General features: G+C 68.1%; 12 protein-coding genes and 1 tRNA gene. 9 read left to right on the forward strand and 4 right to left on the reverse strand.

Going from position 1 to position 12,480, the window contains the following annotated elements; all coding sequences use genetic code 11:
• Positions 1 to 53 precede the first annotated feature (53 nt).
• Genes prmC through hemA form a run of 3 tightly spaced genes read right to left on the reverse strand, consistent with a single transcriptional unit; the run spans position 54 to position 3,288 of the window.
• Positions 54 to 908, reverse strand: coding sequence for a peptide chain release factor N(5)-glutamine methyltransferase (prmC, locus tag F793_RS0107260; RefSeq protein WP_018881673.1), 855 nt, complete (start codon positions 906 to 908; stop codon positions 54 to 56).
• A complete protein-coding gene (gene prfA / locus F793_RS0107265) occupies positions 908 to 1,993 on the reverse strand; it encodes a peptide chain release factor 1 (protein WP_018881672.1) in 1,086 nt (361 codons plus the stop codon). Before prfA ends, prmC begins: the two co-directional genes overlap by 1 nt.
• The gene (hemA, locus tag F793_RS0107270) at positions 1,990 to 3,288 is read right to left on the reverse strand and encodes a glutamyl-tRNA reductase (RefSeq protein ID WP_018881671.1); all 1,299 of its coding nucleotides are present in this window, start codon (positions 3,286 to 3,288) and stop codon (positions 1,990 to 1,992) included. The genes prfA and hemA overlap by 4 nt, the downstream gene beginning before the upstream one ends.
• A gap of 128 nt (positions 3,289 to 3,416) precedes the next feature.
• Here hemA and F793_RS0107275 point away from each other — a divergent pair, with 128 nt between their 5' ends.
• The 9 genes from F793_RS0107275 to grxD all read left to right on the forward strand — a co-directional run bounded on the left by F793_RS0107275 (position 3,417) and on the right by grxD (position 11,246).
• Positions 3,417 to 5,162 carry a tetratricopeptide repeat protein gene (locus F793_RS0107275; RefSeq protein WP_018881670.1) on the forward strand — a complete coding sequence of 582 codons (1,746 nt, stop codon included), beginning with the start codon at positions 3,417 to 3,419 and terminating at the stop codon, positions 5,160 to 5,162.
• Positions 5,163 to 5,176: 14 nt separating this feature from the next.
• Complete coding sequence (lolB, locus tag F793_RS0107280; RefSeq protein ID WP_018881669.1) at positions 5,177 to 5,821, forward strand: lipoprotein insertase outer membrane protein LolB; 645 nt, start codon at positions 5,177 to 5,179, stop codon at positions 5,819 to 5,821.
• Positions 5,818 to 6,699 carry a 4-(cytidine 5'-diphospho)-2-C-methyl-D-erythritol kinase gene (ispE, locus tag F793_RS0107285; protein WP_018881668.1) on the forward strand — a complete coding sequence of 294 codons (882 nt, stop codon included), beginning with the start codon at positions 5,818 to 5,820 and terminating at the stop codon, positions 6,697 to 6,699. Before lolB ends, ispE begins: the two co-directional genes overlap by 4 nt.
• 229 nt (positions 6,700 to 6,928) lie before the next feature.
• A tRNA-Gln gene (locus F793_RS0107295) sits at positions 6,929 to 7,003 on the forward strand.
• Between the two features lie 299 nt (positions 7,004 to 7,302).
• Complete coding sequence (locus F793_RS0107300) at positions 7,303 to 8,241, forward strand: ribose-phosphate diphosphokinase (RefSeq protein WP_196799341.1); 939 nt, start codon at positions 7,303 to 7,305, stop codon at positions 8,239 to 8,241.
• Positions 8,242 to 8,393: 152 nt separating this feature from the next.
• Positions 8,394 to 9,095, forward strand: coding sequence for a 50S ribosomal protein L25/general stress protein Ctc (locus tag F793_RS0107305; protein ID WP_019592791.1), 702 nt, complete (start codon positions 8,394 to 8,396; stop codon positions 9,093 to 9,095).
• A 25-nt stretch (positions 9,096 to 9,120) separates the two neighbouring features.
• Entirely contained in the window at positions 9,121 to 9,744 is a 624-nt protein-coding gene (gene pth / locus F793_RS0107310) for an aminoacyl-tRNA hydrolase (RefSeq protein WP_018881667.1), read from the forward strand.
• Positions 9,741 to 10,835 carry a redox-regulated ATPase YchF gene (gene ychF / locus F793_RS0107315; protein ID WP_019592792.1) on the forward strand — a complete coding sequence of 365 codons (1,095 nt, stop codon included), beginning with the start codon at positions 9,741 to 9,743 and terminating at the stop codon, positions 10,833 to 10,835. Before pth ends, ychF begins: the two co-directional genes overlap by 4 nt.
• An 81-nt stretch (positions 10,836 to 10,916) precedes the next feature.
• Positions 10,917 to 11,246: a Grx4 family monothiol glutaredoxin gene (gene grxD / locus F793_RS0107320; protein WP_017940669.1), complete on the forward strand. Its 330-nt coding sequence runs from the start codon at positions 10,917 to 10,919 to the stop codon at positions 11,244 to 11,246.
• Between the two features lie 293 nt (positions 11,247 to 11,539).
• Here grxD and rnt read toward each other — a convergent pair whose 3' ends face one another.
• Positions 11,540 to 12,226, reverse strand: coding sequence for a ribonuclease T (rnt, locus tag F793_RS0107325; RefSeq protein WP_018877279.1), 687 nt, complete (start codon positions 12,224 to 12,226; stop codon positions 11,540 to 11,542).
• Positions 12,227 to 12,480 lie beyond the last annotated feature (254 nt).

Raw genomic sequence — 12,480 nt, forward strand, 5'->3', positions numbered from 1 at the left:
GGGGCTTTTTTGTGATGGTTGCAAGCGCCAACCGATCCAGTGGTTGCCCCGGGTCAGTGCATCCCCAGCGTGGTCCGTTCGTGGCCGGCGGGGTCCCTCAAGGTTCGGATCGCCCGGTAGCCCGCCTGTTGCAGGTGGTCCCGCACGGCCGGCCCCTGATCGAAGCCGTGTTCCAGCAGGAGCCATCCGCCGCGATTCAGGTGGGGCCGGGCGGTATCGATCACCCGGTACAGGTCGGCCAGGCCATGGGCGTCCGCCGCCAGGGCCGAGCGCGGTTCGAAGCGCAGGTCGCCACGGGTCAGGTGCGGATCATCCGGGTCGATGTACGGCGGGTTGCAGGTGATGACATCCAGCCCCGCCGTCGGCCTCAGCGCGTCCAGCCAGTCGCCTTGCCACAGCCCGACCGGCAGCCCCAGGTCGCGCGCGTTGGTCTGCGCCTGTTGCAGCGCCGCATGACTGCGGTCGCTGCCGAAGGCCCGGATGCGCGGGCGTTCGCTTTTCAGTGCCAGGATGATGGTGCCGGGGCCGGTGCCGAGGTCCAGCACCCGGGGGGTGTCGGTTGCGAGCGTGTCGATGGCCAGGAGGGCCTGTTCCACCAGCAGTTCGGTTTCGGGGCGCGGGATCAGGCAGGCGGGGGAGACGCCCAGGTCCAGTGTCCAGAAGCTGCGTCGGCCGAGGATGTGGGCCATCGGTTCGCCGGCGCAGCGGCGCTGGCAGAGCGTGTCGGCGCGGGCGGCCTGTTCGGCCGTGGCGGGGTCGGTGCCGTGGGCGATCAGCTGCGCGGTGTCCAGGCCGGTGGTGGCGCCCAGCAGCATGCGGGCCTCGAGTCCGGGCGCCTCGATCCCGGCGGCCTCCAGGCGGGCACGCAGGTCCCGCAGCAGGCTGTCCAGCGTGGCCGGGGTTTCCATTACGTTTCGGAGAGGGTGGCGAGCTGCTCGGCCTGGTATTCGTGGATCAGCGGGTCGATGACCGGGTCGAGATCACCGGCCATCACCTGTTCCAGCTTGTACAGGGTCAGGTTGATGCGGTGGTCGGTTACGCGGCCCTGCGGGAAGTTGTAGGTGCGGATGCGCTCGGAGCGGTCGCCGCTGCCGACCAGGCCCTTGCGTTCCGCGCTCTGCGCGGCGGCCTGGGCCTCGCGTTCGGCCTCGAACATGCGCGCGGCCAGGTAGGTCATGGCCTTGGCGCGGTTCTTGTGCTGCGAGCGTTCTTCCTGGCACTCGACCACGATGCCGGTGGGCAGGTGGGTCAGGCGCACCGCGGAGTCGGTCTTGTTGACGTGCTGGCCCCCGGCGCCGGAGGCGCGGAAGGTGTCCACGCGCAGGTCGGCCGGGTTGATCTCCGGCATCTCGACCTCCTCCAGTTCCGGCAGGATGGCGACGGTCGCGGCGGAGGTGTGGATGCGGCCCTGGGATTCGGTCTCGGGGACGCGCTGCACGCGATGGGCGCCGGATTCGAACTTGAGTCGCGAGTAGGCGCCCTGACCGGCCAGGCGCCCGATCACCTCGCGGTAGCCGCCATGTTCGCCTTCGCTGGCGCTGAGGATCTCCAGCTTCCAGTTCTTCTGCTCGGCGTAGCGGGTGTACATGCGCAGCAGGTCGCCGGCGAACAGCGCGGCCTCGTCGCCGCCGGTGCCGGCGCGGATTTCGAGAAACACGTTGGCGTTGTCGTGCGGGTCCTTCGGGATCAGGTGGCGGTAGAGCTCGGCCTCCAGCGCCTCGGTCTGTTCGGTGAGGGACTCGATCTCGGCCTCGGCCATCGCACGCAGTTCGGGGTCGTCCTCCGCGAGCATCGCGCGCGCCTCGTCCAGTGCGGCGTGGTTTTCGTGCCAGGCCTTCCAGGCCTCGGCGACCGGCTCCAGCTGGCTGTATTCCTGGGACAGGCGGCGCAGCTGGTCCGGGTCCTCGGCGGCATCCGGGGTGGCGAGCAGGTGTGCGATCTCGGCGTGGCGCTCGGCCAGGCCCTCGAGCTTGGTGCGAAACGAGGCCTTCACGAATGGGTGCCGGAGTCGGGATCGTTGCCGGGGTCGTCTTCCGGGGCCGGTAGCTGGAACAGGCGGTGCGCGGCCTCCAGCAGGCGAGCGTCGCCCTCGTGGGCCGCGGTGTTCAGCGATTTGCAGGGGGCGTGCATCAGCTTGTTGGTCAGGTTGTGCGCCAGGAGCTGCATCGCCTCCTCCGGCGACTTGCCGGCGCGCAGCATCGCCTCGGCCTTCGCCAGGGCTTCCGCCTTGACGCTGTCGGCGCGCTGGCGCAGCTGGCGGATGCTGTCCACCGAGTCGCGGGCCCGCAGCCAGCGCATGAATTCGCCGGCGCGCTGGGTGATGATCTCTTCGGCCTGTTCGGCCGCGGCCTGGCGCGAGGCCATGTTTTCGTCGATGACCTCCTGCAGGTCGTCGACGGTGTAGAGGTAGACGTCCTCGAGCTGGCCGACTTCGGGCTCGATGTCGCGCGGCACGGCGATGTCCACCATAAACATCGGCTTGTGGCGCCGCTCGCGCAGGGCGCGTTCCACCGCCCCCTTGCCCAGAATGGGCAGCGGCGCGGCGGTGGAGGAGATCACGATGTCGGCATCGGCCAGGCGGTCCGGGAGCTGGTCGAGGCTGATGGCCTCGGCGTCGAAACGCCCGGCCACCGCGCGGGCGCGCTCGACCGTGCGGTTGGCCACGATCACGTTGCCAATGCCGCCACCGGATAGGTGCTGCAGGGCCAGTTCGATGGTCTCGCCGGCACCGATGACCAGCGCGGTCAGGGGCTTCAGGTCGCCGAAGATCTGGCGTGCCAGCGAGACCGCGGCGAAGGCGACTGAAACGGCGCTCTGGCCGATGGCGGTCTGGGTGCGTACGTCCTTGGCGGTGGCGAAGGCGTGCTGGAACAGCCGTTCCAGCGAGCGCCCCAGCGTGCCGGCGTCGTGGGCATGCTGGTAGGCGGTCTTCATCTGTCCCAGGATCTGCGGCTCGCCCAGGACCATGGAGTCCAGCCCGCTGGCCACGCGCAGGGTGTGGCGCACGGCGGAGCCGTCGTGGTGCAGATAGAGGTAGGGCTTCAGTTCGTCGCGGTCGATGCCGTGGTAGCCGCCGATCCAGTCGAGCACGCGCTGTTCGCTGTGGGGGTCGCCCTCGCGGAAGTAGACCTCGGTGCGGTTGCAGGTCGACAGGATCGCGGTTTCCGGCAGCAGCACGCCGGAGCGCAGCGAGTGCAGGGCCTCGCCGAGCTCGTGCTCGTTGACGGAAAGCCGTTCGCGAATGGCGACCGGTGCCGTCTTGTGATTGATCCCGAGAGTGAACAGCATGCTGGCGCGTATTGTGCCGGAAAACGCGGGCGCGTGGCCGAATTTCCCGATAGTGTACTGTGCTGTAGGCTTGCGTTGGATTGCGGCGGGGATGGAACCCCGCAGCTGCCTGGCCCGTCCCACCCGGTATGCCCGTGCTGATGCCGACTGGATACAAGATGATTCGAAGCCTGCTCGCGCTGACCGCCGTGCTTTCCCTGGCGGGCTGCGCGCACACCCAACTGGATGCCTCGGAACCGCCGGAGTCGGATCGCCCCGAGGTGCTCCCGCTGATGCAGACCGAGGATCCGGAGGCCGCGCTGATGTTCAGCGTGCTGGCCGCCGAGATCGCGGTGCGTTCCGGCGAGCATGCCGAGGCCGCGCGTTACTACGGGGCGGCGGCTCTGCTGAGCGACGACCCCGCCATTGCCGAACGCGCCACGCGCATCGCGCTGTTTGCGCGCGATCACGAGCAGGCCCAGCGGTCGGCCGACCGCTGGCTGCGGCTCGCGCCGGAGAGCATGGAGGCCAGCCAGGTCTCGACGGTGCTGCGGATTAATGCGGGGGATGCCGAACAGGCGGCCGAGCAGCTGGATTCGCTGATGAATCGGGTGGTGGTACAGGGTGGCGACCCCAACGCCACGCTGGGCGGCGTGATCGGCCAGGCCCAGGATCAGGCCGCCGCCCTGGAGACCATGCGGCTGCTCGCCGAGCGGCGCAGCGACGATGTCGGTGTCCACCGCGTACTGGCCGAGGCCGCGCTGCGCTTCGGCGAGCCGGGCGAGGAGGTACTGGCGGTGACCGGGCCGGCCAGCGAGCGCTTCCCGGATTCGGTGCCGCTGCAGCTGCTGCATGCGCGCGCCCAGAGCGAGGCCGGGCAGGAGGACGCCGCGATCGAGACCCTGCGCGCGACGGTGGAGGCGCACCCGGAGAGCCGCGAGGCCCGGCTGGGCTATGCGCGCGTCCTGACCGAAATGGAGGATGACGCCTTCGCCCGCGAGGAGATGGATCGCCTGGTGGAGCTGGCGCCGGAGGATACCCAGCTCCTGCTGGCGCTGGCCCTGATGAACCTGGAGGCAGAGCAGCTGGGGCCGGCCCGGGATTACCTGGAGCGCCTGGACGCACTGGGGGAGCGCGAGAACGATGTCGCGTACTACCTTGGTCGGCTGCACGAGATGGCCGACGAGCCGGACGCCGCCCTGGCCGCCTATGGCCGCGTAGAGGGGGGTGATCACGCCGACGATGCGCGCCTGCGCAGTGCGCGCCTGACGCTCCGGCACGAGGGCCAGGAGGCGGCGCGTGATTTTTTTGCGTCGATGCAGCAGGGCGTGGACGACGATCTGGCCCGCCGCGCCTACCTGGCGGAGGCGAACGCACTGCGCGAGATCGGCGACTATGCCGAGGCACGCGCCCGGCTGAATCGCGGGCTGGTGCAGTTCCCCGGGGATACCCGGCTGCTGTACCTGCGGGGTCTGGTCCACGAGCGCGAAGACGACATCGCGGCCGCCGAGGCCGATTTCCGCACGATCCTCGAGTCCGATCCCGAGAACGTCGCGGCCCTGAACGCGCTGGGGTACACCCTGGCGGATCGCACCGAGCGGTATGAAGAGGCCTATGACCTGATCCTGCGTGCCTACGAGCAGGAGCCGGACGATGCCGCCATCATCGACAGCTACGGCTGGGTGCTGTACCGCCTGGGCCGGCTGGAGGAGGCCGAGACGCAGCTTCGCCGGGCGTACTCGCTGTCGGACGACGGCGAGATCGCCAGCAATCTGGCCGTCGTCCTCTGGGAACGTGGTGCGCGCGACGAGGCGCGGGAGATCCTCGAGGCTGCGCTGGAGCGCGAGCCCGATCATGAACGCCTGCAGCGCGTACGCAACGACCTGATCGAATGAGCCGGGCTGCGGGGATGCGGAAGCCCGAGAGTCTTGCGGGCGGGGCGAGGCTGGCCGGTCTGCTGGTCGGCCTGGGTCTTCTGCTGGGTGGCTGTGCCGCGCCCCTGCCGGAGGCGGATACCTCGCCGGCCGCCGAGGCCGCCTTCGAGGCCCGCACCGCACAGCTGGAGGCGCTGGACAGCTGGCGATTGGTCGCGCGCCTGGGGCTGGCCTCCGGCGAGGAATACTGGTCCGCCCAGCTCAACTGGCGGGTGCAGGAAGGTCAGCACGTGCTGGACCTGTCCGGCCCGATGGGGCGCGGTGGTGGCCGGCTGACGCTGTCGGAGAACGGCCGCGCGCTGCTGGTGACCCGGTCCGGCGAGCGTTTCCAGGCGCAGGACCCGGATGCGCTCGTCGCGCGGGTCCTGGGCGAGTCGATCCCGGTCAGCGGCATGGTCTACTGGGTGCGTGGCCTGCTCCACCCCGAGGCCTCGTACCAGCTGGATGTCGACGCGGACGGCCGGCCACTGGAGATCCACCAGTCCGGCTGGACCATCGAGTACAACGAGTTCGAGGAAATCGACGGCCTGGCGATGCCGGTCACCATGGTGCTGGAGCGCGAAGGGGTGGAATTGCGGGCCCGCATCGGTCGCTGGCAGCTTGGTGGTGATCCGTCATGACCGCGGCCGTCGCGGGCGGGGCCTTCGACACCACTTTTCCCGCGCCCGCCAAGATCAATCGATTCCTGCATATCACCGGCCGGCGGGCGGACGGATATCACGAGCTGCAGACGGTGTTCCAGTTCCTCGGGCTGGAGGATCGCCTGCGCTTCGAGCCCCTGCCGGCGGGGCGCTTCGAGATGGCGGGCGCGGCCATCGACGGGGTCGACAACCTGTGCCTGCGCGCGGCCCGGCGCCTGGCCCGGGTGGCGAAGACCCCATTTGGCGTGCGTATCCATCTCGACAAGCGGATCCCGGTGGGCGGTGGCCTGGGGGGCGGCAGTTCCGATGCCGCCACCACGCTGGTGGCCTTGAATGCCCTGTTCGAGCTGGGGTGTGATGTCGAGCAGCTGGTGGGGATCGGCCTGGAGCTGGGTGCCGACGTACCGGTGTTCGTGGTCGGCCAGGCAGCCTGGGCCGAGGGTGTGGGCGAGCGGCTCACGGCCGTGGCCCCGGATACCGGCTGGATCCTGCTGATCGACCCCGGGGTTTCGGTCGCCACCGGGGCGATGTTCGGGTGTGCGGAATTGACACGCGACTGCCCCACCGAGACAATTTCGTCCGCCGTCGACGCCAGCCGGTTCGTCAACGTGTTCGAACCGGTGGTGCGGGCTCGTTATCCGGAGGTGGATCGGGCGCTGCACTGGCTGGCGGAGCAGACGCCGCGGGCGCGCCTGAGTGGGAGTGGCGGTTGCGTGTTCGGGGTCTTCCCCGACGAAGCGGCAGCTGGGGCGGCGCAGTCCGCGCAGCCGGCTCCGTGGCGCAGCTGGGTGACACCGCTGGTAAACGTGTCGCCCCTGCGGGCCTGGCTGCCTCCAGGCGGTGTGGAGACAGAATGAGTCCAGAGTTATTGGGCCGTAGCCAAGCGGTAAGGCAGCGGGTTTTGATCCCGCTAAGCGCCAGGTTCGACGCGAGCGGCGCAGCCGCGACCGACCGTCGCCGAAGGTGACGGCCCGTAAGGGTGGCGCGCAGCGCCATCATCCTGCCGGCCCCGATCGGCGCCGCCGATCCGCGGGATGGACCGGGCACGATGCCGGCCAGGCAGTACAATAGAGTCCAGCGAGTTATTGGGCCGTAGCCAAGCGGTAAGGCAGCGGGTTTTGATCCCGCCATGCGCAGGTTCGAATCCTGCCGGCCCAGCCATACAACGAAACCGCGGCGCATGGCGCCGCGGCACCGGCCAAAGGGCCGACAGGATGAGAACCGGGTTCGACTCGAGCGGCGTAGCCGCGAGCGCACGCCACCGCAGGTGGCGCCCGAAGGGTGGCGCGCAGCGCCATCATCCTGCCGGCCCAGCCATACAACCTGATCCGCGCCGTTGGTACGGGTCATCAGCTACCAAGACCCCGGCCCAGCACCGGGGTCTATACTGGGGCCCGGGCGATATCGCAGCCCGCCCCACTCCATCCAGACCGGGACGAACCGTGGTCGACAAGAATCGCATGATGATCTTCGCGGGCAATGCGAACCCGCGTCTCGCCCAGGCCGTTGCCGAGCACCTGGGGCTGCCCATGGGCAAGGCCATCGTCGGACGTTTCAGTGATGGCGAGGTGCAGGTCGAGCTGCTGGAGAACGTCCGCGGTCGCGACGTGTTCCTGATCCAGCCGACCGGCCAGCCAACCAACGAGAACATCATGGAGCTGGTGATCATGGTGGATGCGCTGCGCCGCGCCTCGGCCGGCCGCATTACCACGGTGATCCCGTATTTCGGCTACGCGCGCCAGGATCGGCGCGTGCGCTCGGCGCGGGTGCCGATCTCGGCCAAGGTGGTCGCGAACATGATCGAGGCGGTCGGCGCGGACCGTGTGCTGACGATCGACGTGCACGCCGACCAGGTGCAGGGCTTCTTCAACGTCCCGGTAGACAACATCTATGCCTCGCCGGTGCTGCTGGGCGATGTCTGGCGACATGTCTCGGGCGATCTGACCGTGGTGTCGCCGGATGTCGGCGGGGTGGTGCGCGCCCGCGCGATCGCCAAGCGGCTGGACGACGCCGACCTGGCGATCATCGACAAGCGCCGCCCGCGCGCGAACGAGTCGGAGGTGATGCACATCATCGGTGATGTGCGCGGCAAGTCCTGCATCATCATCGATGACCTGGTGGATACCGCCGGCACGCTGTGCCAGGCCGCAAAGGCCCTGAAAGAACACGGGGCGCACTCGGTGATGGCCTACGCCACGCACCCCGTGCTTTCTGGCGCGGCAATTGATAATATAAACGGTTCGGCGCTTGACGAGCTTGTGGTGACCGACACGCTGGCCCTGCAGCCCAACGCGCAGAGCTGCGACAAGATCCGGCAGTTGTCGGTGGCGGAGATGCTGGCGGAGACCATCCGCCGCATCAACCGCGAGGAATCCGTCAGTTCGCTGTTCATGGACTAGGGAGACGCTGATTTTTCAGCGTCTCCCTAGTCGTCTTGAGCTAGCCGGAAGATTTCGGGAGGTTCGCCTCCCTTCAGCGCCCCGCCTGGTCGCGGGCGGGGTGTGTTCAGGGCGCTTCGGGTGAAGCGCCTTTCATTTTGGAGACTGTAGCAATGAGCATGAGCTTTACCATTGAAGCCGAGAAGCGTGACGAACAGGGTTCGAGTGCGAGCCGCCGCCTGCGTCGCGCCGGCAAGCTGCCCGCCATCCTGTACGGGGCGGACAAGGACGCCGTGGCCATCACGCTGGATCACAACGCGATGGTCCATAACCTGAAGGAAGACGCGTTCTACTCGCACATCCTCAGCGTGAAGCTGGACGGCAAGACCGAGAAGGCGATCCTGCGCGACGTGCAGCGCCATCCGTTCAAGCCGACCATCTACCACGTCGACCTGATGCGCGTGAGCGCCAACCAGCCGATTCGTGTCAGCGTGCCGCTGCACTTCCATAACGAGGAAGAGGCCAAGGGCGTGAAGCTGGGCGGCGGCATGGTCAGCCGCATGATCAACGAGCTCGAGGTCGAGTGCCTGCCGGGCGATCTGCCCGAGTCCATCGATATCGATGTCGTCGAGATGGATGTCGGCGATACCCTGCATATCTCCGAGCTGAAGCTGCCGGAAGGCGTGCAGAGTGTCGCGCTGATGCATGGCGAGGAATACGACTACGCCGTGGTCAGCGTCCTGCTGCCGCGCGCCGCCAAGACCGAGGAAGAAGAGGTCGAGGAAGGCGAGGCTGCCGAGGCCGAAGGTGGCGAGGAAGCCGCGGGTGGCGAAGAGGCCTCCGGCGACGAGTCGGAGTCCGGGGACAAGGAGTAAGCCCCTGCGGCTTGCCGCCTGAACGATGGCGATCCAACCCGAACCGATCCGTCTGGTGGTCGGGCTGGGCAACCCGGGCCCGCGTTATGCCGAAACCCGGCATAACGCGGGTTTCTGGTTTGTGGACACCCTGGCCCGCCGGCATGGCGTGGACTTTCGCCCCGAGAGCCGCTTCGATGGCGAGGCGGCCCGCCTCAGCCTGCCCACGGGCGACTGCTGGCTGCTCAAGCCCATGAGCTTCATGAACAAGAGCGGCCTGCCGGTGCGCAAGTGCGCCGATTTCTACCGTATACCCCCCGAGGCCATCCTGGTCGTCCATGACGAACTGGACCTCGATCCGGGCGTGGTGCGGCTGAAGATGGGTGGCGGGCATGGCGGCCACAATGGCCTGCGGGATCTGCATCGACACCTGGGCGGCCCGAACTACGCTCGGCTGCGGGTCGGCATCGGCCACCCGGGGCATCGCGATGATGTGGTGCCCTTCGTGCTGGACCGTCCCGGCAAGGCCGATACCCAGGCGATCGAGGAGGCCATCGACAAGGCCCTGGATCAGGTGCCTGCGCTGGTGGCTGGACGCTGGGACGAGGCGGTGCGCAATCTGCATGGCGGCAGCACGAAGCCGGCCACGAATTCCGAGGAAACCCGATGAGTCTTAAATGCGGGATCGTGGGTCTGCCGAACGTCGGCAAGTCCACCCTGTTCAATGCCCTCACGCGTGCGGAGATCGCCGCGGAGAACTATCCCTTCTGCACCATCGACCCGAACGTGGGTGTGGTGGAGGTCCCGGATCCGCGCCTGACCCGGCTGAGCGAGATCGTGAAGCCCCAGCGCACGCTTCCCACCACGGTCGAGTTCGTGGACATTGCCGGGCTGGTGGCCGGGGCGGCCCAGGGCGAGGGGCTGGGCAACCAGTTTCTGGCGCATATCCGCGAGACCGACGCCATCGCGCAGGTGGTGCGCTGCTTCGAGGACGACGACATTGTGCATGTCGCCGGCAAGGTCGATCCGATCGCCGACATCGAGACCATCAGCACCGAGTTGATGCTGGCGGATCTGGAGACCGTGAACAAGGCGCTGAAGCGTCTGGAACGGGCGGCCAAGTCGCAGGACAAGACCGCGATCGCCCAGCTCAAGGCCGCCGAGAAGGTCGGGGCCGGCCTGGATCAGGGGATTCCTGCGCGGGCCCAGGATCTGGACGAGGACGAGCGCCGGGCACTGTACGACCTGCATCTGTTGACCCTCAAGCCGCTGATGTACATCGCCAATGTCGACGAGGCCTCGTTTGCCGGGGGTAACGCGATGGTGGAGGCAGTGCAGGCCCGCGCGGCCGAGGAGGGTGCCGAGGTAGTCAGTGTCTGCGCTGCCATCGAGGCGGAGATCGCGGTGCTCGACCCGGAGGAGCGCGCGGAATTTCTGGCCGATCTGGGGCTGGAAGAGCCGGGGCTGGACCGGGTGATCCGCACCGCCTATCGCCTGCTGAGCCTGCAGACATTTTTCACCGCCGGCGAGAAGGAAGTCCGCGCCTGGACCGTGCGCCAGGGCTCCAGCGCGCCGCAGGGGGCCGGGGTGATCCACACCGATTTCGAGCGCGGTTTCATCCGTGCCGAGGTGGTGGGGTACGAGGACTTCGTGGCCCACAACGGCGAGCAGGGCGCGAAGGACGCGGGGAAATGGCGCCTCGAGGGCAAGGAATACGTGCTCAAGGAAGGCGACGTGGTACATTTCCGCTTCAATGTCTGAGCGTTATACTAGGAATTGACCCGGGGGCGTCGGGCCCTGCCGCCTGGCGCCCTGTTCGGCACCCAATCTCGGAGTACAGTAATGGACGTAATGGATCGTATCCGCCAGCAGGTGGAAGACAACCCGGTGGTGATCTTCATGAAGGGCACCCCGCAGTTCCCCATGTGCGGCTTCTCCAGCCGTGCAGTGGAGGCGCTGAAGCGCTGCGACCAGGAATTCGGCTACGTGAACGTGATCGCGGACCAGGAGGTTATGCAGAACCTGCCGCGTTTCGCCGACTGGCCGACCTTCCCCCAGGTCTATATCGACGGCGAACTGATTGGCGGCTGCGACATCACCCTCGAGATGTTCGAGAGCGGCGAGTTGAAGAAGATGGTCGACGAGGCCCACGCCAAGCGCGCCGCGAGCTAAAGCGGCTTGTGCCGCAGCCGCTGGCTGCGGCACACCCGAGATCCGTCGTCGCGAGGCCCCGTCCGGGGCCATGGCGATCTCCTGACGTGGCCACCTGCCCCCGCTTCGTGCCCGCGCGCCGGGAGATTGCTTCACCCCTGCGGGGTTCGCAATGACGGGGTTGCGGTTGTGTCATCGCGAGCCGCGCAGCGGCGTGGCGATCTCCTCGGGTGGCCCCGCGGCCTTTCAATGCCCTTCGCGCTTTTGTGCCACCGACCCTGCGGCGCCTCGTCATGACGGGGGCGACGTCGGGCTCAGCTGCCTGGTGGCAGTTCTTCCGGATCGGGCAGACGCAGGGCGTTCGCCGGTACGCCGACCCCGTCCTGCCAGCGGTTCGTGATCTGGCAGAAGATGTCCGCCGTCTTTTCCGCGTCGAAGGAGGCGCTGTGGGCGGCCTCCGTATCCCATCCCAGCCCCGCGGCATCGGCCGCGCGCGCCAGAACGGTCTGGCCGAAGGCCAGGGCCGCCAGCGATACCGTGTCCAGGCTGGAGAACGGGTGGAACGGGTTGCGCTTGATGCCGCAGCGTTCCGCCGTCGCGTGCACGAAGCCCAGGTCGAAGTGGGCATTGTGCCCGACCAGGACCGCGCGCTTGCAGTGGTTCACCTTGACCTCCCGGCGCACCTCGCTGAACAGCTTGCCCATGGCCTGATCCTCCGGCCAGGCCGCCCGCAGCGGGTGGTAGGGGTCGATCCCGTTCACTTCCAGTGACTTCGGGTCCAGTTCCGAGCCCTCGAACGGGCGCACATGCAGGCTCACCGTGCGATCGCGCACCAGGTGGTCGTTCGCGTCGCGACGCAGGAATACCGCGGCGATTTGCAGCAGGGCATGCCGGCGGCAGTCGAAACCACCGGTTTCCACGTCGACGACCACCGGAAGAAAGCCGCGGAAGCGGTTCGCCATCGGGCGGTGGTTGGGGTCCAGCTGCAGGGATTCGGGCATTGGGGTACTCGGTTTCGCGCGGGGCGTTGGTTCGGGATGTGGGCGGTGTCGGGGCGGGTGCCGGTCCGGATTCCATTGGGCCGGTCGGAATGGGGGCGGATTGCGCACGTTCCCTCAGTTTTCCCCGACGATCGGCGCCATAGAAGGCTTTCGCTTGACCTGTTGGCGGCACAGTCGGGATACTTGCGCCTTTTATGCCCGCCCGACACCGGCGCATGGTAGCAAATGCCCGACCGCCCGGTGGCCCGGCCCTT

It is taken from the genome of Thioalkalivibrio sp. ALE22, from assembly GCF_000381445.1.
Taxonomy (GTDB): Bacteria; Pseudomonadota; Gammaproteobacteria; order Ectothiorhodospirales; family Ectothiorhodospiraceae; genus Thioalkalivibrio.

What these genes read in the sequence shown, in the direction of transcription:
- prmC (WP_018881673.1), bottom strand. Translation starts at nt 908, where the DNA reads ATGGAAACCCCGGCCACGCTGGACAGCCTGCTGCGGGACCTGCGTGCC.
- hemA (WP_018881671.1), bottom strand. Translation starts at nt 3,288, where the DNA reads ATGCTGTTCACTCTCGGGATCAATCACAAGACGGCACCGGTCGCCATT.
- F793_RS0107275 (WP_018881670.1), top strand. Translation starts at nt 3,417, where the DNA reads ATGCCCGTGCTGATGCCGACTGGATACAAGATGATTCGAAGCCTGCTC.
- lolB (WP_018881669.1), top strand. Translation starts at nt 5,177, where the DNA reads ATGCGGAAGCCCGAGAGTCTTGCGGGCGGGGCGAGGCTGGCCGGTCTG.
- ispE (WP_018881668.1), top strand. Translation starts at nt 5,818, where the DNA reads ATGACCGCGGCCGTCGCGGGCGGGGCCTTCGACACCACTTTTCCCGCG.
- F793_RS0107300 (WP_196799341.1), top strand. Translation starts at nt 7,303, where the DNA reads ATGATGATCTTCGCGGGCAATGCGAACCCGCGTCTCGCCCAGGCCGTT.
- F793_RS0107305 (WP_019592791.1), top strand. Translation starts at nt 8,394, where the DNA reads ATGAGCATGAGCTTTACCATTGAAGCCGAGAAGCGTGACGAACAGGGT.
- pth (WP_018881667.1), top strand. Translation starts at nt 9,121, where the DNA reads ATGGCGATCCAACCCGAACCGATCCGTCTGGTGGTCGGGCTGGGCAAC.
- ychF (WP_019592792.1), top strand. Translation starts at nt 9,741, where the DNA reads ATGAGTCTTAAATGCGGGATCGTGGGTCTGCCGAACGTCGGCAAGTCC.
- grxD (WP_017940669.1), top strand. Translation starts at nt 10,917, where the DNA reads ATGGACGTAATGGATCGTATCCGCCAGCAGGTGGAAGACAACCCGGTG.
- rnt (WP_018877279.1), bottom strand. Translation starts at nt 12,226, where the DNA reads ATGCCCGAATCCCTGCAGCTGGACCCCAACCACCGCCCGATGGCGAAC.